This is a genomic window from Hymenobacter convexus, from assembly GCF_030580955.1.
Lineage (GTDB): Bacteria > Bacteroidota > Bacteroidia > Cytophagales > Hymenobacteraceae > Hymenobacter.
The window spans coordinates 115,255-141,273 of record NZ_JAUQON010000012.1 but is presented as its reverse complement, the minus strand read 5'-3'; the positions used below and the strand labels follow the sequence as shown (position 1 = coordinate 141,273).

General features: G+C 62.7%; 24 protein-coding genes. 18 read left to right on the top strand and 6 right to left on the bottom strand.

Translation table 11 applies throughout. The annotated features are described in order from the left end of the window. The first annotated feature begins 19 nt into the window (after positions 1-19). The 5 genes from purD to Q4S41_RS21300 all read left to right on the top strand — a co-directional run bounded on the left by purD (position 20) and on the right by Q4S41_RS21300 (position 5,227). A complete protein-coding gene (gene purD, locus Q4S41_RS21320) occupies positions 20-1,309 on the top strand; it encodes a phosphoribosylamine--glycine ligase (RefSeq protein WP_305033165.1) in 1,290 nt (429 codons plus the stop codon). A 23-nt stretch (positions 1,310-1,332) separates the two neighbouring features. Next, positions 1,333-2,013: a phosphoribosylglycinamide formyltransferase gene (gene purN / locus Q4S41_RS21315; RefSeq protein ID WP_305033164.1), complete on the top strand. Its 681-nt coding sequence runs from the start codon at positions 1,333-1,335 to the stop codon at positions 2,011-2,013. Positions 2,014-2,107: 94 nt separating this feature from the next. Continuing rightward, on the top strand, positions 2,108-3,610 hold the full coding sequence (purF, locus tag Q4S41_RS21310) for an amidophosphoribosyltransferase (RefSeq protein WP_305033163.1): 1,503 nt from the start codon (positions 2,108-2,110) through the stop codon (positions 3,608-3,610). 154 nt (positions 3,611-3,764) lie between these two features. After that, entirely contained in the window at positions 3,765-4,862 is a 1,098-nt protein-coding gene (locus Q4S41_RS21305; RefSeq protein ID WP_305033162.1) for an AIR synthase-related protein, read from the top strand. Positions 4,863-5,008: 146 nt separating this feature from the next. Continuing rightward, positions 5,009-5,227, top strand: coding sequence for a hypothetical protein (locus tag Q4S41_RS21300; protein ID WP_305033161.1), 219 nt, complete (start codon positions 5,009-5,011; stop codon positions 5,225-5,227). Positions 5,228-5,240: 13 nt separating this feature from the next. Here Q4S41_RS21300 and Q4S41_RS21295 read toward each other — a convergent pair whose 3' ends face one another. Then, complete coding sequence (locus Q4S41_RS21295) at positions 5,241-6,731, bottom strand: nicotinate phosphoribosyltransferase (RefSeq protein WP_305033160.1); 1,491 nt, start codon at positions 6,729-6,731, stop codon at positions 5,241-5,243. An 82-nt stretch (positions 6,732-6,813) separates the two neighbouring features. Here Q4S41_RS21295 and Q4S41_RS21290 point away from each other — a divergent pair, with 82 nt between their 5' ends. Further along, positions 6,814-7,575 carry a DUF1345 domain-containing protein gene (locus tag Q4S41_RS21290; RefSeq protein ID WP_305033159.1) on the top strand — a complete coding sequence of 254 codons (762 nt, stop codon included), beginning with the start codon at positions 6,814-6,816 and terminating at the stop codon, positions 7,573-7,575. Between the two features lie 3 nt (positions 7,576-7,578). Here Q4S41_RS21290 and Q4S41_RS21285 read toward each other — a convergent pair whose 3' ends face one another. Continuing rightward, positions 7,579-8,235, bottom strand: coding sequence for a response regulator (locus Q4S41_RS21285; RefSeq protein WP_305033158.1), 657 nt, complete (start codon positions 8,233-8,235; stop codon positions 7,579-7,581). 274 nt (positions 8,236-8,509) lie between these two features. Here Q4S41_RS21285 and Q4S41_RS21280 point away from each other — a divergent pair, with 274 nt between their 5' ends. After that, on the top strand, positions 8,510-9,160 hold the full coding sequence (locus Q4S41_RS21280; RefSeq protein WP_305033157.1) for a LuxR C-terminal-related transcriptional regulator: 651 nt from the start codon (positions 8,510-8,512) through the stop codon (positions 9,158-9,160). Between the two features lie 9 nt (positions 9,161-9,169). On the opposite strand, the gene Q4S41_RS21275 is transcribed toward Q4S41_RS21280, so the two are convergent. Next, positions 9,170-9,703, bottom strand: a complete 534-nt coding sequence (locus tag Q4S41_RS21275; protein ID WP_305033156.1) for a KdsC family phosphatase — start codon at positions 9,701-9,703, stop codon at positions 9,170-9,172. A 162-nt stretch (positions 9,704-9,865) separates the two neighbouring features. Here Q4S41_RS21275 and Q4S41_RS21270 point away from each other — a divergent pair, with 162 nt between their 5' ends. The 4 genes from Q4S41_RS21270 to Q4S41_RS21255 all read left to right on the top strand — a co-directional run bounded on the left by Q4S41_RS21270 (position 9,866) and on the right by Q4S41_RS21255 (position 12,668). Beyond that, a complete protein-coding gene (locus Q4S41_RS21270; RefSeq protein WP_305033155.1) occupies positions 9,866-10,795 on the top strand; it encodes a DUF4440 domain-containing protein in 930 nt (309 codons plus the stop codon). 175 nt (positions 10,796-10,970) lie between these two features. Next, positions 10,971-11,723 carry a DUF1223 domain-containing protein gene (locus Q4S41_RS21265; RefSeq protein ID WP_305033153.1) on the top strand — a complete coding sequence of 251 codons (753 nt, stop codon included), beginning with the start codon at positions 10,971-10,973 and terminating at the stop codon, positions 11,721-11,723. 99 nt (positions 11,724-11,822) lie between these two features. Beyond that, positions 11,823-12,401, top strand: coding sequence for a sigma-70 family RNA polymerase sigma factor (locus tag Q4S41_RS21260; RefSeq protein WP_305033152.1), 579 nt, complete (start codon positions 11,823-11,825; stop codon positions 12,399-12,401). 9 nt (positions 12,402-12,410) lie between these two features. Next, entirely contained in the window at positions 12,411-12,668 is a 258-nt protein-coding gene (locus Q4S41_RS21255) for an anti-sigma factor family protein (RefSeq protein WP_305033151.1), read from the top strand. A gap of 229 nt (positions 12,669-12,897) precedes the next feature. Here the strand turns inward: Q4S41_RS21255 and Q4S41_RS21250 are convergent, their stop codons facing one another. The 3 genes from Q4S41_RS21250 to Q4S41_RS21240 form a co-directional block, all read right to left on the bottom strand. Further along, positions 12,898-13,224, bottom strand: coding sequence for a 2Fe-2S iron-sulfur cluster-binding protein (locus tag Q4S41_RS21250; protein ID WP_305009473.1), 327 nt, complete (start codon positions 13,222-13,224; stop codon positions 12,898-12,900). Positions 13,225-13,368: 144 nt separating this feature from the next. Continuing rightward, entirely contained in the window at positions 13,369-14,385 is a 1,017-nt protein-coding gene (locus Q4S41_RS21245; protein WP_305033150.1) for an NAD(P)/FAD-dependent oxidoreductase, read from the bottom strand. 185 nt (positions 14,386-14,570) lie between these two features. Next, positions 14,571-14,984: a hypothetical protein gene (locus Q4S41_RS21240; protein WP_305033149.1), complete on the bottom strand. Its 414-nt coding sequence runs from the start codon at positions 14,982-14,984 to the stop codon at positions 14,571-14,573. Between the two features lie 445 nt (positions 14,985-15,429). Between Q4S41_RS21240 and Q4S41_RS21235 the strand changes: the two genes are divergently transcribed. The 7 genes from Q4S41_RS21235 to Q4S41_RS21205 all read left to right on the top strand — a co-directional run bounded on the left by Q4S41_RS21235 (position 15,430) and on the right by Q4S41_RS21205 (position 25,959). Then, positions 15,430-16,680, top strand: a complete 1,251-nt coding sequence (locus Q4S41_RS21235) for a hypothetical protein (protein WP_305033148.1) — start codon at positions 15,430-15,432, stop codon at positions 16,678-16,680. A 20-nt stretch (positions 16,681-16,700) separates the two neighbouring features. After that, positions 16,701-17,111: a hypothetical protein gene (locus Q4S41_RS21230; protein ID WP_305033147.1), complete on the top strand. Its 411-nt coding sequence runs from the start codon at positions 16,701-16,703 to the stop codon at positions 17,109-17,111. 159 nt (positions 17,112-17,270) lie between these two features. Further along, positions 17,271-18,752 (top strand): hypothetical protein, encoded by a 1,482-nt coding sequence (locus Q4S41_RS21225; RefSeq protein ID WP_305033146.1) that lies wholly within the window; start codon positions 17,271-17,273, stop codon positions 18,750-18,752. A 157-nt stretch (positions 18,753-18,909) separates the two neighbouring features. Further along, entirely contained in the window at positions 18,910-22,317 is a 3,408-nt protein-coding gene (locus tag Q4S41_RS21220; RefSeq protein WP_305033145.1) for a hypothetical protein, read from the top strand. A 631-nt stretch (positions 22,318-22,948) separates the two neighbouring features. Then, positions 22,949-23,461, top strand: a complete 513-nt coding sequence (locus Q4S41_RS21215; RefSeq protein ID WP_305033144.1) for a hypothetical protein — start codon at positions 22,949-22,951, stop codon at positions 23,459-23,461. Between the two features lie 182 nt (positions 23,462-23,643). Further along, a complete protein-coding gene (locus Q4S41_RS21210; protein WP_305033143.1) occupies positions 23,644-25,137 on the top strand; it encodes a hypothetical protein in 1,494 nt (497 codons plus the stop codon). Positions 25,138-25,299: 162 nt separating this feature from the next. Continuing rightward, the gene (locus Q4S41_RS21205) at positions 25,300-25,959 is read left to right on the top strand and encodes a hypothetical protein (RefSeq protein ID WP_305033142.1); all 660 of its coding nucleotides are present in this window, start codon (positions 25,300-25,302) and stop codon (positions 25,957-25,959) included. Positions 25,960-26,019: the final 60 nt, after the last annotated feature.

Sequence of the window (26,019 nt, the reverse complement as noted above, 5' to 3'; positions counted from 1 at the left end):
AGCCTAAGCCCATCCTCCCTTGACTAGCCCCAAAACCCTTCTCCTCCTCGGTTCCGGCGCGCGCGAGCACGCCCTGGCCGAAAAGCTGACCCGCGACGGGGCCACGGTGCACGTGCTGCCCGGCAACGCCGGCATCCCCAACAGCCAGTTGGGCTTCAATCCGCTGGATTTTGAAGCCGTGAAGGCCTATGCCCAAGCCCACGGTTCCAACCTGATTGTGGTGGGGCCGGAGGCGCCGCTGGCAGCTGGCATAACCGACTTTTTCGCCGGTTCTGATATTCAGGTGTTCGGTCCGACCCGCTCGGCGGCGCGGCTGGAAAGCTCGAAGGTGTGGAGCAAGGAATTCATGCGCCGCCACGGCGTGGCGACGGCGCAGGCCTGGCCGTTTCGGAGCGACAACATTGCGGCCGCCCGCGCCAAAGCGGCCGAGCTGGGCGGGCATGTGGTGGTGAAGTACGACGGGCTGGCCGCTGGCAAGGGCGTGTACGTCTGCTCGTCGCCGGAAGAAGCGGAAGCTGCCTTCGATGACCTGCAAACGAGCTATTCGGGCTGGTTTTCTTTCCTGCTGGAAGAGAAGCTGACCGGTCCCGAAATCAGCATCATCGGCCTCACCGATGGCCACGTTATTCGCCTGCTGGCCACTTCGCAGGACCACAAGCAGCTGCTGGCCGGCGACCTCGGCCCCAACACCGGCGGCATGGGCGCCTACTGCCCCGTGCCCTTCGCCGATGCCAACGTACTGGCCGCCATCCGCCGCGACATCGTGGACCCCACCCTGCGCGGGCTGCAAAACGAGCAGTTTGAGTTCCGGGGCTTCCTCTATTTCGGCATTATGCTCACGCCCACCGGCCCCAAGCTGCTGGAATACAATGTGCGCCTCGGCGACCCCGAAGCCGAAGTCCTGCTGCCCGCCCTGGATAGCAGCCTGCTCACGCTCATCGAGGCGACGCTCGACGGGACGCTGGCCCAGCAGGGCGTGAAGCAGCGGCCCGGGGCGTTTGTGGGCGTGGTGCTGGCCTCGGGCGGCTACCCGGCCCCGAAATTCCCCACCGGCTTCCCCATCACCGGCCTCGACAGCCTGCCCACCGGCGTGCGCGCCTACCACGGGGCTACCAAACACAACGAAGCCGGCGAGCTGCTGACCAACGGCGGCCGCGTCCTCGTGCTGTCGGCTCACGGCCAGGATTTGGAGGAAGCCACCGCCCGCGCCTACGAAGCCTGCGCCCGCGTCACGTTCGAAGGTGCCTACTTCCGCACGGACATTGCCCAGCGCCCGGCGCCCATGCTCACCCCGTTTGTTGTAAATTGAGACCAGAAGCGCAACTCAAGCTCATGAAGCTCCTCACCTCCTTTGAGCAATTTCAGCAGTCGGCCCTCTCGTTTGGCGAAGGGCCGGAGGGTAGGCGGACCCGTTTGGCCATCCTGCTGTCGGGCCGGGGCTCCAACATGCTGGCGCTGGTGGAAGCCACCAAAACCGGTGTGCTGAAAGACCTGGCCGAAGTGGTAGTAGTCTTCAGCAACAAGCCCGATGCCTTCGGCCTCGAAGCGGCTGCCGCAATGGGCTGCCCCATCGCCTCGCTGCCCAGCCAGGGCCGCAAGCGGGAAGCTTTCGATGCCGATGCGGCCCAGTTGCTCCAGCAGTACCAGCCCGATTTAATAGTGCTGGCGGGGTATATGCGCATTCTGTCGCCAGCCTTTATTCAGCCGTTTGCCGGACGCATCGTCAATATTCACCCCGCCGACACCCATCAGCACCAGGGCCTGCACGCTTACGAGTGGGCGTTTGATAATAAGCTGGCCGAAACCAAAATCACTGTGCATCTGGTGGATGAAGGCCTCGATACCGGCCCCGTCCTCGCCCAGCAAACTGTGGATTTGCGCGGCGCCGATACCCTGGCGGAAGTCGAGCGGCGCGGCTTGGCCGTGGAGCACGAGCTGTACGCCCGAACCTTAGCGGAACTGATTCTCCGCAGCCGTCATGCAGAGCGCAGCGAAGCATCTTTACCTCAATAGTAATCTATGCGGAGCGCAACGAAGCGGTAAAGATGCTTCGCTGCGCTCTGCATGACGTTCACCCCTCAGTTACGAATTAACCACCCCAAATAATATGTGCGGAATAGTAGGTTTTCACGGTCCCGACGATGTGGTGGCCGACATGGTGGTGGGCCTCACCGCCCTGCAGCACCGCGGGCAGGACGCGGCCGGTATTGCCACCTTCGACGGCTCCTCGTTTCACCTGCACAAGGGGCAGGGGCTGGTGAATGACGTGTTCAAAAAGAAGCACGTGAAGAAGCTGAAGGGCGCCAGCGGCATCGGCCATGTGCGCTACACCACGCAGGGCGCCAACGACTCCAACCTGGCTCAGCCCTTCACCACGAGCTACCCGTTTGGCCTGGCGATGGTGCACAACGGCAACGTCATCAACTTCCGCGACGTGGCCAAGCGCCTGCACGACGAGTACCACGTGCTGCCCAAAACCACCAACGACCTGGAGCTTATCATGTACACCTTCGCCTCGGAGCTGCGCGTGAAAAACCTCGACAACCTCTCGGTAGTCGACATTTTCGACGCCGTGGAAACCACCCAGGAGCTGGTGAAGGGCGCCTACGCCACCATCACGCTCATTGCCGGGCACGGCCTGCTGGCCTTCACCGACCCGCTGGCCATCCGGCCGCTGGTGCTGGGCCGCCGCGAAACGCCCGCCGGTCCGGTGTACGCCTTCGCGTCGGAAAGCACCTGCTTTGATTTTCTGGGCTTTGAATTCGTGGAAAACGTAGGCCCCGGCCAAGCTATTCTCATTGATAACGACTTCCAGGTTCACCGCAAGAACCCCTACGAGCTGCCCAAAAACTTCTGCGTGTTCGAGCAGATTTACTTCGCCCGCGAAGACTCCGTGATTCACGGCCGGCTGGTGGCGCGCGAGCGGGTACGCCTCGGCAAGCGCCTGGCCCGCAAAGTGGCCGACGCCGGCCTCAAGCCCGACATGGTGATTGACGTGCCCAGCTCGGGCTACTTCGCCGCCTCCGGGTTGGCCGAGGCCATTGGGGTGCCCTACCGCCGCGCGCTGGTGAAAAACAACCACATGGGCCGCTCCTTCATTGTGGCCACCCAGGCCGGGCGCGAGGACGTGGTGAAGAAGAAGCTCAACCCCATCCGCGAGTTTGTGGAGGGCAAAAAGGTGGCTGTGGTCGACGACAGCATCGTGCGCGGCACCACTTCGCGCCGCATCGTGCGGCTGCTGCGCGACGCCGGCGCCACCGAGGTCTACTTCATTTCCAGCGCCCCGCCCATCGTGTCGCCCTGCATCTACGGCATCGACATGGCGATGAGCACGGAGCTGATTGCGGCCAACTACACGGAAGACGAAATCTGCCGCTACATCGAGGCCGACCGGGTGATTTACCAGGATTTGGAGGACTTGCAGGAGCTGTTTTCCGAAGAGAAAGGCCACGGCGGCAACTGCTTCGCCTGTTTTTCGGGCAAGTACCCGACGGGTGAGGTGACCCACTACCTGCGCCACGTGCAGGAGGAGCGCGCCAGCCACCGCAGCGGCAAAGACAAGAAAAGCCAGTCCGTAAGTGCCAAGGCGCCCGCGCCCACGGAGCATTAGCCCCGTGCGGGCGCCTCACCCCCCGGCCCCCTCTCCTCAGGGAGAGGGGGTGCCAGACGAAGAAACCCATTTAATTAAGCTCACCAAAAATGCCCGCGCCGCCTCGGCTCCCCCTCTCCCTGCGGAGAGGGGGCCGGGGGGTGAGGCGAACCGCATGAACGACTCCCAAAACAACCCCGCCGGCTACTCCATCGAAGAAGGCAACGCCGCCTCGCGTAACGCCTACAATTGGTCGAAAAAAACCTTTGCCAACCGCGCGGGCAAGCCCGGCGAACCCGCCCAGGACCTCGACGGCGGCTTCTCCAACGAAATCCGCTTCGGCGCGGAACGGCTGGGCATCAGTTCCGACGGCATCGGGACCAAAATTGAGGTGGCCGAGCGCCTCAACAAGTACGATACCCTCGGCTACGACCTCATCGCCATGACGGCCGACGACCTTATTGCCGCCGGTTTCGTGCCAACCAACCTCTCCAACATCATCGACGTGAACCACCTCGACTACGACGTGGTAGACCAGATGATGCGCGGCTTGCACGATGCCGCCAACTTCGCCCAAGTCGCCATCACCGGCGGTGAAATCGCGGAACTAGGCAACCGCATCGGCGGCTGGCCGGGTGCCAAAATGAACTTCAACTGGTGCTCCACGGCCATCGGGGTGCTGCACCCCAGCCTGGCCCAGCCCCTGAGCGGCAAAACCGCCCGGGCCGGCCACGCGGTGGTGGCCCTGCGCTCGCCCTCGTTCCGCTCCAACGGCTACTCGCTGGCCCGCAAAACCCTGCAAAAGGTGTTCGGCGACAACTGGCACGAAGCTCCTTACGACGGCACCGACGCCGACCAGCACGCCACCTGGGGCGACGCCATGCTCGCGCCTTCGCTCATCTACTCGCCCGGCGTGGCGGCCCTGCTCGATGCCGGTTTGCCGCTGCACGGCGTGGCCCACATCACGGGCGGCGGCGTGGCCGATAATTTCTCGCGGGTGCTCAAAAACGGCCTCGGCGCGGTGCTCGACAACCTGTTTGAGCCCCTGCCCGCTATGCAGCGCTTGATGGAAATTGGCGGAATTGAGGCCGAAACCGCCTACCTCTACTGGAACATGGGCACCGGCATGCTCCTCGTGACGGAGGAAGCTTCGGCTGCGGCCGTGGTGGCCTCGCTGCAGGGCAGCGGCTACGATGCGCAAGTGGCCGGCCATCTCACGGCCGAGAGCGGTGTGACGCTGCGCGTGGGGGCAGGCGAGCTGCGGTACGCATAGTCCGGCGAGGTGGCATTCGTTAGTTGAGTATTGCCCCGTTGGGGCGAGGGCTGGGTGCTAGCCAGCGAGCGGTGTAAGGTGCTGTCGGCCCGGCCAGTGTAGGAAACCTCTTATCCGCTGTACCTCTACCTATCCCAAGCGCCGTGATGATGCCACCATTTTTCCTCCTCAGCTCACTCCAAATCATTGCCAACTTTTTTGGGGCCATGGGCCTAGTGGTAGGCGGGCTGCTGACGTACGGCGGCGTCAAAATTTATAAGTTAACCCCTAAGGGATGGGCTGGCACGGTGCTCTCGGGCATGGTGCTGGTACCAGGAATTCTGGTTCTTTTTTATACCGCATTCCTGGTTTTGGGCGCGGAGTAAGCCAAGATTGGTTCTACGCCCCGCGCACCGGCTTCTTCTCCAGAATAAGCTCCGTGCGATACTCGCACAGGGTTTTTTCCAGGCCCACGGGGTAGGTGTGGGGGTTGAGGAAGCGGCGGATGCTGGGGTCGAGGCTCTGTACTTCGCGCTGGGCGTGGGCGCGGCTTTCGGCCAGGGTGGGCAGGTCCAGCACCCGCTTGCCGGCGCGGAACACCGGCTCCAGCAGCTCGCGGAACTTGGTTTCGGGCTTGATGGCGAGGCGGCGGGTGATGTCGGCCGGGTCGATGAGGGTGAGCTGGTCGGGGAGGGGCGCGGCGGTGTTGTAGAGCATGTCGGCGCGGGGCTTGCCGTACTCGTTGAGGTAGCGGCGCACCTGCAAAATGCCCGGAATGCTGGTTTTGGCTACTTGCTCGGAGAGCTTGATGGTGAAATCCCAGCCCGAATCGTCGGCCTTGCGCAGGGCGGCCAGCTTGTACACGCCCCCCAGCGCGGCTTGGTTGTAGGCCGTCACGAGCTGCGTACCCACGCCCCAGGTATCGATGCGGGCGCCCTGCTGCTTGAGGCTGGTGATGAGGTTTTCCTCCAAGTCGTTGCTGGCCACGATGCGCGTTTCGGTGAATCCTGCTTCATCCAGCACCGCCCGCGCCTCGCGGCTGAGGTAGGCCAAATCGCCCGAGTCGAGCCGAATGCCGGCCAGTTCGTGGCCCTTGGCCCGCATCTCGCGCGCCACCGAAATGGCCCGGCGCACGCCCTCAATGGTGTCATAGGTATCGACCAGAAACACCGAGTCGTCGGGGAACGCCTGCGCGTAGGCAGAAAACGCCTGCGTTTCGTCCTCAAACGACATCACCCAGCTGTGGGCGTGCGTGCCGCGCACCGGAATGCCGTAGCGCTGCCCGGCCAGCACGTTGCTGGTCGCATCGGCGCCGCCCAGAAAAGCCGCCCGGCTGGCCCCCAGGCCGCCATCGAAACCCTGGGCGCGGCGCAGGCCAAACTCCAGAATCTGGTCCGCAGGGCCGGTGGCCTCGCGAATCCGAGCCGCTTTGGTGGCAATTAGGGTCTGGAAATTGACCAGCGTGAGCAGGGCCGTTTCCAGCAGTTGGGCCTGTAGCAGCGGCCCGCGCACCCGTATCAGCGGCTCGTTGCCGAACACCACAGTGCCCTCGGCCACGGCATCAATGTCGCAGGTGAATTTCAGCTGGCGCAGGTATTCCAGAAATTCCGGTGGGAACATCACGCCGCCTTTGCTGCCGCGCAGGCTGCCGAGGTAAGCCAGGTCATCATCCGAGAAATGTAGGTTTTCGACCCAATCCACGGCCAGCGCCAGCCCGGCCGCCACCGCGTAGCCGCCCTGAAACGGGGCCTTGCGGAAGTACAGGTGAAACACGGCCTCGCGGTCCTGCATGCCCTGCTGCCAGTAGCCGTAGGCCATGGTGAGCTGGTACAGGTCGGTGACGAGGGCGAGCGAGGGCGCGTAGAGGCCGGAAAGGGGAGCTGCGTTCATACCACGAAATAACAGCCGGGCAGGGCTTTTTGCTTTTTTCGGCTGGGAGCAACCGCCCGCCCGGCCCTACCTTGGCGGCCCCATGAGCAAGAAACGCGCATCTGCCCCCGATACCACGCCCGAGAAAACCCCTGCCGAGCTGGTCCGCTCGCTCGACGTGCGCTGGCGGCTGGGGCTGGCGCTGCTGGTGGGAAGCCTGACCGCCTGGCTGCTTCCGCGGGCCCTGGCTCCTTGGATAGCGCCTGCCGAAATCGGCCCGCTGGCCCGCACCGTTATGGGCTGGGTTGGGTTCGGAGCGGCCGATTTGGTGCAGGTGCTGCTGGGCATGTGGGAGGCCGACACCGAAGATATTCGTTGCGTGGCCGGCACCGAAGACCTGCCCCGCACCCTGGGTTTCGTGCTGGTGCTGGTGGCGGCCCTGGCCAGCCTGGGCGCGGTAGTGGGCCTGTTGCGCGGGCTCGATAAGCTGCCGCCGCACGTTTGCACCCTGCACGTGCTGCTCAGCGTGGCGGCGGTGGTGCTGGCCTGGGCGCTGGTGCACCTGGTGTTCACCTTGCGCTACGCCCATACCTACTACGACCAGGACGAAGAAACCGGCCGCGATGTCGGCGGCCTCGTGTTTCCCGATGACCAGGGCGACGAAAACAAACCCAAACTCAAGCCCAATTACATCGATTTCGCCTATTTCTCCTTCGTCATCGGCATGACGGCCCAAACCGCCGACATCGCCATTGCCAACCGCGAGTTGCGCGGCGTGGCGCTGCTCCACGGCTGCGTGGCGTTTCTGTTCAATACCGTCATCGTGGCCCTCACCATCGGCACAGTGGGCGGCCTGCTGGACTAATGGCTACGAAATCAGCCCGCGGCCCACGGCCAGCTTGATGAGGGCGGCCGTGTTCTTGGCCTGGGTTTTGGCGATGATGTTTTGGCGGTGGGTTTCGATGGTGCGCTTGCTGGTGAAGAGCTTGTCGGCAATTTCGCCGTTGGTGAGGCCTTCGGCAATGAGCTTGAGCACCTCCAACTCGCGGGCGGTGAGGTCGGCCCCGGCGTGGCTGCTGATTTCGTCGGGCAAGGCGCTGCCTGAAGTGGCCACGGCTTTATAAAGCATGTTGAGCCCGATTTCGGTGCACAAAAACGGGTTGCCGGCCGCCACTGTCCGAATGGCGTACATGATTTCGGTGATGGCGGCATTTTTGAGCACGTAGCCCAGCGCGCCGGCTTCCAGCATGCGGGCCACGTAGTTTTCGTGGTCGAGCATGGTGAGCACCAGCACGTGCACCTCCGGAAAACGCTGGCGCAGCTCGGGCATGGTGGCAAAGCCATCGAGCACGGGCATCTGCACGTCCATCAGCACCACGTCGGCGGGGGTGGTTTCGAGGATGGTCAGCACCTCGGCGCCGTTGCTGGCTTCGCCCACCACCTCCAGGTCGGGGGCGGTGGAAAGCAACGCCCGTATGCCGTCGCGCAGAATGGTGTGGTCGTCGGCTAGTAAGATGCGGGTCATAGCAGGAAAAGGGAAGTGTATGGCAAAGGTCGAAACGGGTAGTGGCGCACAAGGTTGGGCCAACGCCTGTATACGGAAAACAGGGCTCCGTATTTGTACGAAATCGATGGTGTAGGCCTTGTGTTTCGAAGGGATTTATACGGCTTTTACTTAGGGGGCCTAGGGTTGAGCTTGCCCACACTTGTACTTTCGGGGTGCTAAAAATCGTTTTTTGAATTTTTAAATCAAAAAATGGTTTACCTCGATTCTTGCCTTTGCTTCCTTTTTCTACAACATGATTCGCCTGCTTCTCTCCGACGGCCACGCGCCCACACGCGAAGTGTTGCGCCGCGGTTTGGCGGCAGCGCCCGGCCTCGACATAGTGGGTGAAGCCGGCACCGGCGATGAACTGCTGGCCCAGTTGAGCACCGCCACGCCCACCGTCGTGCTCCTCGACCTGAACCTGCCCGGCCCCGATGCGCTGGCCCTGCTGCCCGCCCTGCGCGGCCAATACCCCCAGCTGCGCGTGCTGGCGCGCGGCGAGCTCACCAACGAGCACTACGTGGCGCGCGCCTTCGACCTGGGCGCCCACGGCTACGTGCTGAAAAACGCCCAGTCCGCCGAGCTGCTGCACGGCCTGGGCACCGTGGCGGCGGGCCGGCCTTTTCTGTGTTCGGCCATCGGGGTGGCGCTGCTGGCCCGGCACTACGCCAGCGCCCCCGCCGACGGCGACGCCGCCCGCGTGGCCCTCGGCCTGAGCAAGCGCGAAATGGAGGTGCTGGGCCTGGTGGCGGCCGGCCTCACCAACGCCGAAATTGCCCTCAAGCTCTTCACCAGCAAGCGCACCGTCGAAACCCACCGCCAAAACATCATGGACAAGACCCAGTCGCGCAACACGGCCGCCCTCATCCGGCTGGCCGCCAGCCAGGGCCTGCTGCCGGAGTAGCGGCAAAAGCTACTCGCTGCCCTTATCGTCGACCGGCGGCTGGGCGTGGCCCTGGGCAGCGATGATGAACTCGGCCAGCTCGCGGAAGCAGCCGTGCCCGCCGTAGGCTTGGCAGTGAAAGTCGGCCGCGGCGCGGGCGAAGGAAGTCGCATCGCCGGGGCAGGCCGAAAAGCCCACCAGGGCCAGAATTTCGAGGTCGTTGGTGTCGTCGCCGATGAAGGCAATTTCGTCGGCGTGCAGGCCCGTGCGGGCCATGATTTCGTGCAGGCAGGCCGGCTTGTCCTTGATGCCGAGGTGCAGTTCCTCAATGCGCAGCTTGGCGGCCCGGGTACGCACCGACGGCGACACCTCGCCCGTGATGATGCCCGTGGCAATGCCCTGGTTGCGCAGCCGCTCCACGCCCATGCCGTCGCGAATGTTGAACCGCTTCATTTCCTCGCCGCGCTCGGAATAATACACTCCGCCGTCAGTGAGCACGCCGTCGCAGTCGGTGAGAACGAGGCGGATGCGGCGGGCGCGGGCGGTGAGGTCGGCTAGTTTCATAAAAGCAAGAAAAATGAATCGGAGGGAAATGGCTTAAAGCCTCAAGCAAGGGCCAATGCGCCCGCAAGAACGGCATTGCCGCGCAAATGAAAGCCGCGTTGGAATTGTGATTATCCCGGCTTCACTATCTTAGCTTTAGATAATCCATTAGCCTTGTATATTATGAAGAATTCCTTGCCTCTTATAGCACTATTGGCCCTGGGACTGCCTTTCGGGAGCTGGGGCCAGGCCCGGCAGGCGGTGATTGATGCTGAAAATTCCTTTGCTGCTCAGGCTACCCAAGCAGGTTCCAAAGCCGCTTTTTTGGCTTTTAGCGCGCCCACCGGGTTTGTGACCGAAGGCGGCAAGCTGGTGAACGCCCAGGAGGCCTGGCAGGCCCGCCCGGCCCAGCCCACCACCCGCCTGACGTGGTACCCCGTGCTGGCCGATGTGTCCCAGTCGGGCGACCTGGGCTACACCACCGGCCCCTGGACGCAGCTAAAAGACGGCCAGCCCCAGGCCGCCGGCGAGTACGTGACCGTGTGGCGCAAGCAGCCCGACGGCACCTGGAAATTTGCCGTCGACATGGGCATCGAGCGCATCGGCGCCGCGCCGGCCAAGCCCGCCACGGTGCCCCAGCCCCGCTTGCAGGCCGCCGTGGCCACGCCCAGCATGGCCCCGTCGGGCATCATCCTCGACGTGGACCGCAAGTTTGCTGCGGCCGAGCTGGCCAAGCCCGGCACCAGCTACGAGCAGGCGCTCAGCGCCGAGGCCCGCCTCTACCGGCCGGGGCTGTCGATGATGCAGGGCGCCGCCGCCGTGGCCAACATGAAAAACCTGGGCGACAGCTACATTTTTGCCCCCACCACCGGCTACCTGGCCGCCGCCGGCGACCTTGGCTACGTGGTGGGCGACCTGCGCCGGATGGCCACCGCCAAGCACCCCGAGGAAAAGGGCAGCTACCTGCGCATCTGGCGGCGCGAGGCCGTGGCGGGCTGGCGCGTGGTGCTGGAAGTTTTCAACTTTGCGCCCGTGCCCGGTACCACCGCCGGGGCGTTGCAGGGCGGGGGCAACAGCGCCGGGCAGTCGTCCCTGAAAAGGCCCAACAACTAAAAACCTGTCTGAGGAACTGGAAAAGCCCTCGCTGCTAACGCGGCGGGGGCTTTTGGTAGTGTGGCGCGCCTGCCAAACACCGAATGCCCGTCAGCTGTAAGGATAACCCAGTGGCGTCGTCTGCAACCGAGAATCGGTAATGGTGCCTTTTTAGGATTGATTTAACGCGCAGGCCATGAAAAAATACGGGTTGCTAATCTTGCCGCTGTGCGGTTTGCTGGTGTCGCTGGCTCCCGCTAAGCCTACGCCGGCGCGGGTGCCGGTGGTGGTGGAGCTGTTCACTTCCGAAGGCTGCTCCAGCTGCCCGGCGGCCGACGCCGCCCTGCGCGAGCTGGAAGCCGCCCAGGCCGTGCCCGGCGCCGACGTAATTGTCCTTGGCGAACACGTCGATTACTGGAATAAGCTGGGGTGGAAGGACGCCTTTTCCGCGCCCGCTTTCACCGCGCGGCAGCGCCAGTATGCCCAGCAGTTTGGCACGGGCTCCTACACGCCCCAGGCCGTGGTGAATGGCCGCTACGAGCTGGTGGGCAGCCACACCAGCGAGCTGAAGGCCGCCGTGGCCAAAGCCGCCACTCTGCCCACGGCGGCGCTGAGCCTGACCGTAGACCACGGACAAGCGCAGGTGCACGTGCGCAGCTTGCCCGCCGACACGCCCGCGGTGGAGGTGCTGCTGGCCCTCACCGAAAGCGGTTTGTCGTCGCAGGTGGGGCGGGGCGAAAATTCGGGCCGGCTGCTGCGCCACGCGGCCGTGGTGCGCCAGCTGATTCCGCTGGGCCGCGTGCGGGCCGACGGGACGTTCGGCGGGGCGCAGGCGCTCACGCTGCCGGCCGCCTGGCAGCGGCCGCATGTGCGCGTGGTGGCCTTGGTGCAGGAAACTGCTTCGCGGCGCATTGTGGGGGTTGCAGCGGCCAGCCTCCCCTCCGAATGAGAAGCGGAAAGCCTGCTTTAGAAAGGCACAAACCGCCTTTTTTTCGGCCGATGACGTAATCTTGCCCTGCGAGCCGGGCCCAGCCCCTCGCTGCCTTGCATGACCCCATCCATCCCCATTCCCGCGCAGTGGCCCGCCCGCTACGGCGACGAGCTTTTCCGCTTTGCCCTCAGCCGCGTGAGCGACACCGACGTGGCCGAAGAACTGGTGCAGGAGACCTTCCTGAGCGCCCTCGACGGCTTGGCCACCTTCCGGGCCGAGGCGTCGGAGCGGACGTGGCTGTTCGTGATTCTGCGGCGCAAAATCATCGACTACTACCGGCGCCAGGCCCGCAGCAAGCAGGTCAGCCTCGACGAAATAGGTGAGGGCGGCGCCACCGAAGCCGATTTTTTCAACCCTGAAAACGGCCACTGGACCGGCCCGCAAGCCCCCGCCAGCTGGCTCAACGCCGACGCCGCGCTGGAGCAGCAGGAACTGCACGACATCCTGCTGCGCTGCCAGCAGCGGCTGCCGGCACAGCAGGGCGCCGTGTTTGCTATGCGCTTCGTGGAGGAATTATCGGCCGAGGAAATTTGTCAGGAACTGGGCCTGAGCTCGGCCAACTACTGGGTGATTGTGCACCGGGCCAAGCTCCAACTGCGCCGCTGCCTCGAAAAACACGGCTTAGGCAAGAATTAATTGTTTGCAATGCTACGACTCATCAACTGCCAAAACGCCACCCGGCTGCTCGACCAGCAGCCCGACCGCGCCCTGCCGTGGGGGACGCGCGCCAGCCTGTGGCTGCACCTGCGCTACTGCCCCTACTGCAACCGCTACGCCAAGCAAACGGTGCTAATAGCCGAATGGGCCCGCGTCGCGGCCGCCAGCCGGGCCAGTTCCGGCCCCACGCTGCCGGAAGCCGCCAAAGAGCGAATGCGGGCCCGGCTGGCCGAAGCGGGGGCATAAGCACCTGTCATTGCGAGGCGTAGCCGAAGCAATCCGTCCTGTCAATCCCAGACACGCTTTTTAATCAGAAAGCCCCGGCACTGCGCAGTGCCGGGGCTTTTCACATTTTAGGGCTTTATCACATTAGGAGGTGAGCCACTGAGAACAGGACGGATTAGCTGCGCTGACCTTCGGTTGCCACAGGCTGCGCCCTCGCAATGACAGATGGCCCCTTATCAACACTAGCTGCTTACGCGCCCGTGGGGGCCAAGCGCACTACCAGCCCGTCGGTGCGCGGCGTGAGGCGGATTTGGCAGCTCAGGCGGGAGCCTTCGTGCACCACGGGCAGGGTTTCGAGCATGTCGAGCTCGGCATCTTCGGGCTCGGGGAGGGCGGGGCCGGCCAGCACCTCCACGTGGCAGGTGGCGCAAAGGGCCATGCCGCCGCAGGTGGCCATGATGTCGTAGCCGCTGGCTTTGAGCAGCTCCATCAGGCTGAGGCCCATGTCAGTAGGCCCGATGAGCTCGGTGCGTTGGCCGGGGGCGTCTTCGACGTAAATGCGGATATCTTCGGTCATAGGTGGGTTCGGTGAGAGTGACAAAAGAACGTCATGCTGAGCGAAGCCGAAGCATCTCGCGTGCATGAGTAAACCTGTCGGTTGGATTACTTCAGCGCGCGAGATGCTTCCGCTCAGCTCAGCATGACGTTCTGCTTTGCCCCATTACATAGAAGGCGCCCCGTTCACGGTCGTGTACTTGAGCGTGTACTTTTTGTCGGGGAAGATGTATTTGAAGGCGCCCTGGCACATGAGCGCGGCCTCGTGGAAACCACAAAGAATGAGCTTGAGCTTGCCGGGGTAGGTGTTGATGTCGCCGATGGCAAACACGCCGGGCAGCGAAGTGCTGTAGTCGAGCGTGTCAACTTTCACGGCGTCATTCTCGATTTCCAGGCCCCACTCGCCGATGGGGCCGAGCTTGGGCGTGAGGCCGAACAGCGGGATGAAGCAGTCGAGCGGCACGGTTTCGGCCTTGCCGTCGTTGCCGGTGATGGTCACTTCCTTCAGCATGCCGTTGCCGTGCAGGTGCGTCACATTGGAGCTGAGCACGAGCTTGATTTTGCCAGATTCGTGCAGTTTCTGCACTTTTTCGGCCGAGTCGGCGGCGCCGCGGAAAGTGGTGCCGCGGTGCACGAGCGTCACATCGGAGGCCACGTTGGCGAGGAAGTTGGTCCAGTCGAGGGCCGAGTCGCCGCCGCCGGCGATGACGATTTTTTTGTCGCGGAAATGCTCAGGGTCGCGCACCATGTAGTGCACGCCTTTGCCGCCTTCAAAATGCTCCAGGTTTTCAACGGCTGGCTTGCGCGGCTCGAACGAGCCCAGGCCGCCGGCAATGGCCACGGCCTTACAGTGGATTTCGGTGCCGTCGGTGGTAAAAAGCTGGAATGAGCCGTCGTCGAGCTTCTCAAATTTCTCCACCCGCTCGCCCAGCGTGAAGGTGGGGTGGAAGGGCTCAATCTGCTTCATCAGATTGTCGACCAGGTCGCCGGCCAGCACCTCGGGAAAACCCGGAATGTCGTAAATCGGCTTTTTCGGATAAATCTCGGAGAGCTGCCCGCCGGGCTGCGGCAGGGCATCGACAACGTGGCAGCGGAGCTTGAGCAAGCCCGCCTCAAATACTGCAAACAGACCGACCGGGCCGGCCCCGATAATGCAGATATCGGTGGAAATGGGAGTGGACATAAGGGTAAAAAGTGCCTTTAACCGGGCGTCGGCTTTGAAGCGGCCACAACGTAGGAGGCCGTTGGCGCAAAGGTACGGGTCGGGGTCGGGGCGGCCAACGCGGCCCCGGCTTATCCGGACTTATAACAGCGCCGCCGCCGGAATCGTTGGCGGCGGAAAGCCCAAAAAGGTAGGATTAGCCGGCGTCAGGCGGCCGTGCCGGTGCGGAGCTGCAAGGCGTCGAGAAACTGCGTGGCGTCCCAGATATCGAGGAAATACTCCACGGGCATGGCCTGGCGGGTGGTCACGGCGTCGGTGTAGCGGCGGGTGGAAAGGCCGGGCACATGCACTTCGGCCACCAGCTGCACGCCGCGCTGCACAATGAGCTGCTCAACGGCCTGGAACTCACTGAGCAGGTCGGTCCCGTTCTCGCTCACCACCTGCATGTCGGTGAGAATGCAAAACCCGGGCTGGACTTCGGCCAGGGCCGCCTGCCAGTCGGCGCAGTAGTGCGGCAAGGTGGTGGCGGTCCGCATCTGCGCGAAATTCTGGTAGAAAACCCGATTCTGGGCACGGTCAACCGTGATTTGATATTCGGCGCGGAGAGCAATGAGGTGCATAGCGGCACGGAACCTAATAAAAGACCAACAGCACAGTTCTCCCGCAATATTACTAAATAGTCGGGCTTAAAACGTGTTTTGGGGCTTGCTAACAGGCTGGCTGTGGCCGAGAACAGGCGTAAAACGATGATTTATAGTGCTAAGAGAAGAAGTTTAAAAAATGGTTTTCTGACAGCCGCCAGCAACAGGCTGGCAATGTGAGGTCTGCCTGTTGCGGGTTTCTGGAAAGCAATTCCGGCGGGGGGGCGGCCGTACTACAAGCGCCACGGTAACGTTTAAGGGTTGTGGTTTCGGCCGTGGGGCATTTCGCTGCGTAATGCCTATACTTCGCCCCAAAACCTAGCCTAGCGTTTGCTCTATGCCGATTTCCGTTTCCGTGAGGATGCCCGTGCCGCGTCTATTTCGCCGTTTCCAGCTCGTGGGAGTGCTTTTGGGGGGGCTGTCGTTGCTGACAGCATGCAACTCGGAGCCCGCCGAAACCACCGCCAGCAAACCTACCAAAGACCCCAAGCCCGCCGCTGAGGCACCCGCCGCCACCGAAGCCGCACCGCTACACGTGAGCATCTTTCTGGAATATTCGGGCGGCATGAAGGGCTTCGTGCCCCGCGGTGGGGCCGATAAGTCGGCCACCGAGTTCCAGAAGCGCATCGGCGCGCTCATCACCGAAACGCAGGTAAACGGGGCCGTGGCCGACCGCAAGTACTACCTCTGCGAAAACGCCGCCCCGCGCCCCGTGAAGTTTGAAGAGCTGCGCGACGTGGTGCAGGGCGAAGTAAGCCAGGCCGCCCTCGGCACCGAGCTGCCGCAGATGCTGGAAGGCATTCTCAACCGGCCCAAGGCGGGGGAGGAGGTGAGCGTGGTGATTTCCGACTTCATTTATGGCCCGGCGCGCAAGTCAGATTTTTCGCAGCTGCCGAACCTGATTCGCACGTCCATTGCGCCCGTGAGCCGTCAGCAGCTGGCCGTAGCGGTGTTTGGCGAAACCTCGCGCTTCTACGGCAGCTACTTCCCGGCCGTGAAAACGCCCGTGCAAAAGCGCACGCTGAACGGTGAGAAAGTGCCCTACTACGTGTGGGTGATTGGGCCGCCCGCGCAGGTGGCGCGCTACGCCGCCGAAGTGTTTCGGAATGCGCCGGCCCAGCAGGCGTTTTTTGGGCTGAAAACCAATGCGCCAGCTTTTGCGCCGCTGCTCACCAAGCTCACCGACCCAAAATTAAAGTCGAGCGGCGGCACCGTATATGCTGAAAACAACGGCCTGACCCTGAATGCTTCGGACGACCCGGTGGACTTTTCGGTGGGGCTTGATTTGAAGGAATTGCCCGCCGCCTGGCAGCAGCCGGCATTTTTGGCCCAACATCTGCAAGTGCGCCTGCCCAACGGCCAGGCCAGCCTGCTGCCCAGCTCGGTGCGCCCGCTCACCGACGAGGAGCAGAGCGGCCAGCCCGTGCTGGCGCCCTACACCCATGTGGTGCGCCTGCGGGTGAGCAAGCTGGCAGCCCCCACCGCCACGCTCACCGTGAGTTTGCCCGCCCCGGAAACGCCGGATTGGGTGGCGGCCTGGAGTACCACCAACGATAACACGCCCGCCCCGCGCACCTTCGGCCTCGACCAAATCCTGACCGGCGTCCGGCAGTCGTACCCAACCACGCTTCCCGCCGTATTCACGGTTCAGCTTCCGCTCAAAAACGACAAGTAACCCTGCCCTTTTTTCAACCTATGCAAACCTTCTTCACCAGCCTGTATTCGGCTCTTATCTCCATCTTCCAAAGCCAGCGTCCGGCCGATTACGGCCTGTACAAAACCGACCTGTTTTCGCTCGTGGGCTGGAGCACGCTGGGCGTGAGCCTGCTGCTGGTGCTGGCTTTTTACTATGTATTCAACTCTGCCCTGCGCACGGGCATGTTCCGCACGCCGCACTGGGCGCTCACGCTGGCGCTGGCCGCCGGTTTGGGCGTGTTTCTGGCCAACAGCCTCAGCAAAGGCCACGGCGCGGAAGTGAGCAGCTACCTCGGCTATTTCATGGTGGTGAACATGCTGGTGGCGGCACTGTGGTTCCTGATTTTCTCGGTGCTGCTGAAGCGGTGGAGCACGTATGCCCGCACCACGCCGTTTGTGGGGCCTTTTTAGTTTCTTCTGTCAATATCTGTCATCCTGAGCACAGCGAAGGACCTTACCACGTCTGGCTATTTTGCAGTTGCTGCGAATAGTTCTGGTCCGATAAGGTCCTTCGCTAAGCTCAGGATGGCAGACGTTGAAGTGACAGCTCTTTCAACCCGCTAGAAAACAATGTCCAAACTATTCATCTTTGCCGTGGGCGGCACCGGAGCCCGCGTCCTGCGCTCCCTCACCATGCTGCTGGCCTCGGGTGTGCGCATTCCGAACTGCGACCAGGTGGTGCCCGTCCTCATCGACCCCGATACCCAGAACGGCGACGTGACGCGCACCGTGGCCCTGCTCAAGCGCTACGCCCGCATCCACGAGGCCCTGTACGGCGACGGCCAGAAGGAAAAAACCGGCTTCTTCAGCCAGCCCATGAACACGCTGGCCCACCTCAACACCAGCGGCGGCGGCGAGGAGCTACGCGACTCGTTCGTGTACGACTTCGGCGGCATCAGCCAGCCCTTCCGCGACTACCTGCGCTACAACGACCTTTCGGTGGAAACGCAGGGCCTGGTCGATTTGCTGTTTACGCAGGATAGCCTCGCAGCCAACCTCGACGTGGGTTTCCGGGGCTCGCCCAACGTGGGCTCGGTGGTGCTGAATGCGGTGGTGCAATCCAAAGAGATGCGCTACCTCGCTCAGAGTCTGCAGGACGGCGACCGGGCGTTTTTCATCAGTTCGATTTTTGGGGGCACGGGGGCGGCCGGCTTCCCGCTGCTGGTGAAAAACCTGCGCGATACCAACTCGCCGCTGGCTCACCCCGAAATTCGCCGCCGCCTCAAAGCCGGCGCGCTGGTGATGCTGCCCTATTTCAAGCTGCAGGACCCGTCGGCCGATGAAAAGCTGGCCGGCCAAGATTTCATCGACTCCAATACCTTCATTACGAAAACCAAAACGGCCCTCTCGTACTACGCCGACAACCTGCAGGGCCTGGAGGCCATGTATTACCTCGGCGACCAGCCCGGCCAGCCACTGGCCAACCACCCCGGCCGCGCCGAGCAGCGCAACCAGGCCCACCTGCTCGAAATGCTGGGCGCGCTGTCCATCCAGCACTTCATGGAAGTGCCCGACAACCAGCTCGACGGCAACCAGCCGCTCTACCACGAGTATGGCCTGAAAGCCGACAGCACCGACATCGACTTCGGCCAGCTGCCCTCCGACATGCGCCAGGAAGTGGCCCGCCCGCTCATCCAGCTGCACTACTTCGCCCGCTACTTCCTCAAGCACACCCCCGAGGACGCCAAAGCGCCCTACTACGAGGCCGGCGACATGGCCGCACAGTTGCGCAACAACCGCGCCCTGCGCGAACTGACGGACTTTTTTGGCGAGTACAACGAGTGGCTGCGCGAGTTGGGCGTGAACCAGCGCCGCTACACCGCCATCCGCGCCGACGAGATGGATTTCAACAAAATGGTGACTGATAAAACGGTCGAAACCGGCATTTTCAGCAAAGGCATCACGCCTGGCTTCTTCCGCGATGAGCTGACGAAGGCGGTGGGTAAGGCCACGCTGAGCAACCCAACGGAGAACGAGGCGCTGCGCTGGGTAGTGAAGGCTTTCGAGGAGGCGACCGGGGAGATTCTGGACAAGAAGCTGCAGTATTCCTGATGAATGGGTGAATGGCTGGACTGCTGAATGGTTGAATTGGTTGATTGGCTTAATCAATTCATTTGACATAGAGACGGAGTCTCAATAGATAGTAGTAGTCAGCAAAACAGCCATTTAACAATTCACCCATCCAGCAATTCAACAATAATCAAATTAGATGGCTAAAATCCTGCGTTTGCACGATACCGGCTCCAGCACCCACGAGGGCTGGGGACCGACTGGTAAAATTGGCCCCCACGAAGTGGAGCGCCTGCTCGACCCGCAAGGCGGCCGCGCCGCCAAGGTGGCGGTTTCGATTCCCTCGCCCTTCGCCCGCATGCACCTGGTCGAAACCGCGCTGCGCTTCGTGACGCAAGGCGGCGCGGCTCAGGACTCGGTGTACCACCAGCTGGTGAGCCACTTTTGGGACGTGTGGGAAATGGTGTTCAACTTCCACCAGCGCAAGCTGGCCAGCCAGCGTCTGCAAATCCGGGCTTGGCGCAAGGACGAGGAGTTGGCCAAGCTGCGCGCCAACCCCGCCACCCGCCCGCTGGCCGATGTACTGGCCTTGTACCTCGACGGCCGCTTCGCGAAGCTGACCGAGATGCACCTCATCTATTTCCCCGGGGCCAATGGCGTGCCGCAACTCATCGGGGGCACCTCGCCGCTCACGCTGTTTTTCCCGGCCCCGAATGTGAAGCCGCTGCCGGTGCAGCGCCCACAGGGTGGGGGTTATTATTTTGATAACCAGTACGTGCCGCTGGCCAACCGCGAAGCCGCTTTCCGCGACTACGTGTACCAGGAGTTCGTGGGCGACCCGGCCCTGACGAGCATGGCGCCGCTGGTGCGCGACACCCTCGACCGCGGCCAACTGCAGCGCTGGGCGATGGATGGCACCGCCAGCCTGAGCAATTTTCCGGTGCTGACCGATGCCTCCAACAACCAGATTGACGTGGCCGGCGTGCTGCTGCGCGTGCGGCCCGACGAGGGCACCGTGCGCGGCTCCGACCTGTTCATCCGGCCCACGCGGGCGGGCGTGGCGGGGCCGCTGCCCATCGTGCTGCGGCCGGGTTTGAAGGCAATTGGCAAGAAGTATTACAACGAAACGCTGTTTGCCGACAGCGGCGCCATTGTGCCCCTGACCGATGCCCGTCCGCTGAAAGAGCGCACGCTGCCTGGTCCAGAGCTGCCTTATCCCTATCTCACGGTGAACGACCTGCTGGAAGAAATCCTGCTGGCCGTGCCCTACGAGGTGGACGAGGCCCGGTTCTTCTGTGGCAACCTGAAAATTGCGCCCGGTTTCCGGCCCAGCAGCTGGCCGCTGCTGCCCATCAAGCCGGCGTATTTCGACTACTTCACGCAGCAGGACTTGGCTGAGCACCTCACGCTGGAGCTAGAGTCGGCCTGCATCCGGGTGAAGCTGCGGGTGCCGGTGAGTGGCGGCGACTACGTGGACTATGAGCGCGCTTACTACCCCAACCCGCAGGGCGACGGCGTGGGCCGCCTGCGCGTGACCAACGTGGCGCTGTCGGTGTTTCCCTTCGTGAAAGTGGCCGACGCGCCGCAATACAACGACTTTTACAAAGTCATGCTGGTTGATGCCAACAACATCGACCCCAGCATGGTGACCAAGAAAGTTGACTTGAAATTCTGGGCCAACGGCCACCAGCTCAGCGAAACCGGCACCGACCAAAGCGCCACCCGCTACGAACGCACCCCCAAAACCAGCCAAGACGAAGGCAGCACCTACTATGAGGTGCGCGGCACGCATTTCGACTACCTCGAAGTGTTGAACCCGGCCCCGGCCGAGGGCCGTGCGCTCATCATTCCGCGCTGGCCCGAAGTGCGCCAGGGTACCAAGGAGTACCGTTTTGCCATCGACTTCGGCACCACGAACACCCACGTGGCTATGCAGGACAGTCCCGGCCAGGAGCCCAAGCCGTTCAGCTTCGGCCTGGCCGATACGCCGGTGGCCCTGCTCAAAAAGAGCACCGCCGAGCCCGACCGCACCGCCTACGAGCGCCTGTACCGCGGCATCGATGACGACCCGGCCAACTTCGTGCAAATCAAGCGCTGGCAGCAGTACCAGGAGCGCGAATTCGTGCCACCCATCATCGGGGCCGACAGCTCTCCCTACGCCTTCCCGGCCCGCACCGCTACTTACGAAGCGGCCAACTACGCCACTCAGGAACTGAGCGTGCTCGGCAACATCAATGTGGCCTTCGGCATCATCACCGAGGAGCAGCGCCGGCCGAATTATCATACGAATTTGAAGTGGGATAATTCGCTGAACATCGCCAACACCAACCGCGTACGGGCATTCTTCAAGGAAATCCTGCTGCTGTGCCGCGCGAAGGTGGCTCTGAATGGCGGCAACCTCGCGGCTACGCAAATCACCTGGTTTGCCCCGTTGAGCTTCTCGACCTACCAGCGCAACCTGTACCAGCGCGAGTGGGACACGCTGTTTCACGACGTGTTCAAAACGACCAACTCCATGCCCTGCATGGTGGAATCGACAGCGCCGTACTACTACCTCACGCGCCGCAACATTGTGACGCTGGGGCCGGGCGAAAACGCGGCCTTCATCGACATCGGCGGCGGCACCACCGACGTGCTGCTCTATGCCGACCGCAAGCCGGTGTTGAGCACTTCGTTCCGCTTCGCTGGTAATGACCTGTGGGGTGACGGCGGCGCCGAAGTGCGCGGCTCGAAGGACAACGGCCTCGTGCGTTTCGGCGTGGCCGGGGTGCAGAGTGCCGTGCTCTCGCCCGCCGCCCGCCGGGCCCGCGAATACGTGTTGGTAGCTGAGGGAACCGACAATTTCGGCTCCGAAGACGTGGCCAGCTTCCTGTTCAACTACGACCAACTGCTGGGTTTCAGCGAGCGGCTGCTGCGGGCCGAGCACCTGCGGGTACTGTTCTACCTGCACTTTGGCGCGCTCATTTACCATGTGGCGCAGGTGACGGTGGCCAACGGCCAGCAGCTCCCGCGCTACCTGTGCTTCACCGGGCGCGGCAGTCTCTACGTGCGCTTGCTGGCGGCCGGCTCCAACCTGCAGCCGGTGGAAAAGCTGGCCCGCCTCATCATGGAAAAAGCCACCGGCCAAACCGTACCGGCCGATTTCCGCATTAAGCTGGCCGACGACCCTAAGCAAACCACTGCCAACGGCGGCGTACTTGCCACCGGCCAGATTCCGCAGGACCCGCCCATGGTGCGCCCCGTGGGCGTGCTGCCCGACCCTGATAACCCGCAGGCTGACAAAGGCGAACACCACCTCGAAGCCGCGGCTGTCACCGACGAAATCAAGCAAGCCGTGCTGGCCAACGCCCGCGCCTGCCTCAAGCTGTTGCTCGAAGACCCCGAGCTGAAGCGCGTGCAGGCCGACCTGGGCGTGAAAAACGACCCCGGCCTGGTGATGAACACGCTGGAGCGCAGCCTCGGCGACTCGTTCAACCTCTACCGGCAGCAGTACGCCGACGTTCTGCGCGACGGCGATACCGTGCCCGAAACCCTGTTCTTCCTGCCGTTCAAAAACGCCCTGTATGAGCTATCCAAGGTGCTTCATGACGCGCAGCCGCTCAACTAGCGCCGCACTAGCGCGTGTGCTCCGGCCGGCCGGCTGCTCCCGTTGGGGCGGCCGGCCGTTGCTGCTACTTGCGATGCTAGGGTTGCTCAATGGCAGTCCGGCGGCGTGGGCGCAGCCGACTGCCGGTGCCGCCGCGTCCGGGACTACCGGTGATTCGGCGGCTACCAGCAGCACGGCCATTGAGGGTAAGCCGGCCTCGAATTGGAACACGGCCTGGGCCGTATTGGGCGGCGTGGCCATTGGTGCACTGGGCGTGTGGCTGTTAACGCGGCGCTCGGCGGGCAAGCATGGGCCGGTAAGCAGAAGGGATGAGGCTGCGCCGCAGATGCCCGACGAGCCGATTCGGAAAAAATCGGCGGCGCAAAACGTATACAAGTCTCCGCCGACGGCACCTCCTGTTTCTGCCAAAAAACCAGCCCCTCCGGCTGGACCGGCTCAGCCCGCACCGGCCGAAAATTCCGGGAAGGGCGTGTCGTTTCAGTCGATGCGCGAGGTGCAAGGCACGAAACCTAATTCTGCCAACCGGCCCTCGGGCAAAGACAAAAAGTCGAAGCCCAATTTCAATTCCCGCCCCTCATCAGCTGATAAATCCGCTGAGGCCTGGCCAACAATAGCTCCCCGACCTTCCGCTATGAACCCGACTACTCCCACGCCGCCCACTGGCCCCGAACAGCCCCTGGAACCCGGCCAAACCATTGAGTGGGCCGCGCCCACGTCCACGCCGCCCGCCATTCAGGAACTGATTGAAGCCAGTGCGCCGGAAGCGGCCACATCTGCCGAGGCCACGGCTGCTCCTGAAGCGCCTGCCACTGCGCCTAATAACGGCCCGCTGCACTACTACGCCCCGGCCCCCGACGTGCCCAGTATCGAGCACCGCAAGCTCAGCCCCAACCCGCTGCCGCAGATGCCGCTGCTCATCACGCTGCCGCATTCGGAGGCCACTACCGCGCAATTTTCGTTCAGCCCGCAGGCCGACCAGTCGCGCATCATCGGCAACGGGGTGCGGGAGTTGAAGGAGTTTTTTCAGTTTGAGCTGCCGCCCACCGAGCAGTTTACGACCATCAAAAACCTGACGCCCGGCAAGCTGGAGAAGCGCGATGATGCCTGGCACGTGGTGCAGAAAGCGGGCATTGCGCTGAGTTAAGTTCTGCTGTGGACGGTTAGTGTAGAGACGCGATACTTCGCGTCTCGGCGTTGCTGATTTTGTGGCAAGTAGGGAGCAATCGGGGGAGGTTTTGCGCAGTCCGAATTGCGCAACGACGAGACGCGAAGTGTCGCGTCTCTACAGCTCTGCTGTAATTTCGGCCATTATCTGAAAAAGCAGCTATGCTCTTAATCGAAATCCTGTTAATCCTGGCGCTGGTGGCGTGGCAGGCGGTGGTGTTCCTCCGCAACCGCCAACTTGTCGGGCGCATTCTGGGCATGTACCCTGCCGCCGGCGCGGTGGGCGTGCAACCTATTCCCTACACGGCCGCGCAGCCCGAGAAAAACTTTGCAGTTCAGTACGATGCGCTTATCACGAACGGAGCCTCATCGGAATTCGGCCAAATCATCACCGACACCAACGAATACCTGCTGAACAACCGGGGTGCGGCGGCCGATTTTGGCATTCTGAAAGACATTTCCGAGCGCCACGCCGAAGCGCTGGACGACGAGATTCAGGCGCAGATAACGACGCCGCTGTATCTGGGGCTGCTAGGTACTTTCACGGGCGCTATCATCGGGCTGGTGGCGCTGGTGGGCAATCCATTTGCGGATGCCGCTGCTAATCCGAATACCGATACTTCGTTCAGTAATGGCGACGTGCAGCATTTCCTCGGGGGCGTGCTCATTGCCATGATTGGCAGCCTGTTTGGCCTGGCGTTCACGCTGGCCGGCAACCAATTGCTGAAACAGGCCCGCGCCGTGCGCGACCGCAACAAAAATGCCTACTACACTTTCCTGCAAAAGGCCCTGCTACCCAAGCTGAACTCCGACATGCAGGCCGGCATGAGCAATCTGAAAGCGGTGCTGGACTCGTTCAACGCCGAGTTCTTCAGCCAGATTCAGAACGACTTCTTCAGCAAAATCCACGAGTTTACGCCCCTCATCGCCAGCATTACGGAGAATGTGAGCGTGCAGAAGCGCTTCTTGGAGCAGCTGGAGAAAATTGGCTACTCGGAGTTGGCCAACGCCACCATCAAAGTGTTTGATAGGGTGGATGAAAGCGCGCAGACCTTCGATAAATTCCTGGGTTACCAGCAGGCGCTGAACACCACCGTCGTTCACAGCAACGAGGCCGCCCAGACCATTGGCTCTTTGCTCAACCGTCTCACCGCTTTAGAGCAGGGCCTGGCCAGCGTGCCGCAGTATCTGCAGCAGCACGACGATGCCCTGCGCCAGCAGGTAGCGTTTTTCAGCCAGCACGGCAAGCTGCTGGTTGACCTGGGCGCCCAAATCCGCCAGGGCGTAAGCGAGGGCGTGCACCGCATGGATGCCGAACTCGACGGCCGCCTGCAGGAACTGCAGAAGGAAGCCAGCGCCGCCCACGAGCAGTGGCAGCAGCATTTCCGACGCCTGAACCAGGACAACATCTACCAGAAAATTACCGAGTACCTCAACCCCTTCACCCAGCTCCCGGCCCAGCAAAAAGACCTCAACGTGCTGCAGGAGCGCCAGGCCAACCTGGCCGCGCAAGCCATGCAGCGCATGGAAGCCCGCCTGCTGGCCGATGCCCAGTTGCAGCAGCAGCTCTTGCAACAGGTGGACCGGACCAACAAGGTGCTGGAGGAAATCACGAAGCCCAACTGGTTCCAGCGGAATATTCTGGGCAAAAAGTAGCGTGAAGAAATGGTAAAAGGAAACGGTCATGCTGAGCGCAGCCGAAGCATCTCTACCGCGCAACGCAACTAAATCAACTGGACTACTAACGCGGTAGAGATGCTTCGGCTGCGCTCAGCATGACGTTCACAACCTGATTAATAATAACACTAACATGCCAATATGAAAGAGAGCAAGGACTTTTTCTGGCCCAGCTACGTGGACCTCATGACGGCCTTGTTCCTTATCATGCTCGTGCTGTTCGTGCTGGGGTTCAAGCGTGCCAACGACAAGCAGCGCGACAATGAGCGCCTGATTTCGGAGCTGAAAGTGCAGGTGCAGGAAAAACGCAAGCTCGACGAAATCAAGTCCGCCCTTAAGCGCCTTGAAAGCAATTACTTCGAGTACAACGCTACCTACAAGCGCTACGAGCTAAAATTTCCCGTCACCTTCGCGCCCAAGAGCGACGTGCTGCCCTACGAGGCCCAGACGCCGCTGGTAAAAGCCGGCCGCTTCCTGCTGCGCGAGATGCAGTCGATAAAAAACGACGACAACGTGCAGTACCTCATTGTGGTAGAAGGCCGCGCCGCCAAGGACCTGCGCTACCCCGCCAACGACCCGCACAACCTCGACGGCCCCGCCGTGCGCCAGCTCAGCTACAGCCGCGCCCTGAGCGTGATTCGCCTCTGGGAGCAGGCCGGCTTGCGTTTCCCCAGCAACCTGGAGGTGGTAGCCGCCGGCAGCGGCTTCCGCGGGGCTGGCCGCTACACCGGCAGCCAGGAGGCGCTCAATAAGCGTTTCATCATCCAGATTCAGCCCAAGATTGGCTCCATTGGAAAGTAGGAACCAAGGATAAAGCAGAACGTCATGCTGAGCGCAGCCGAAGCATCTCTACCGCGTAAC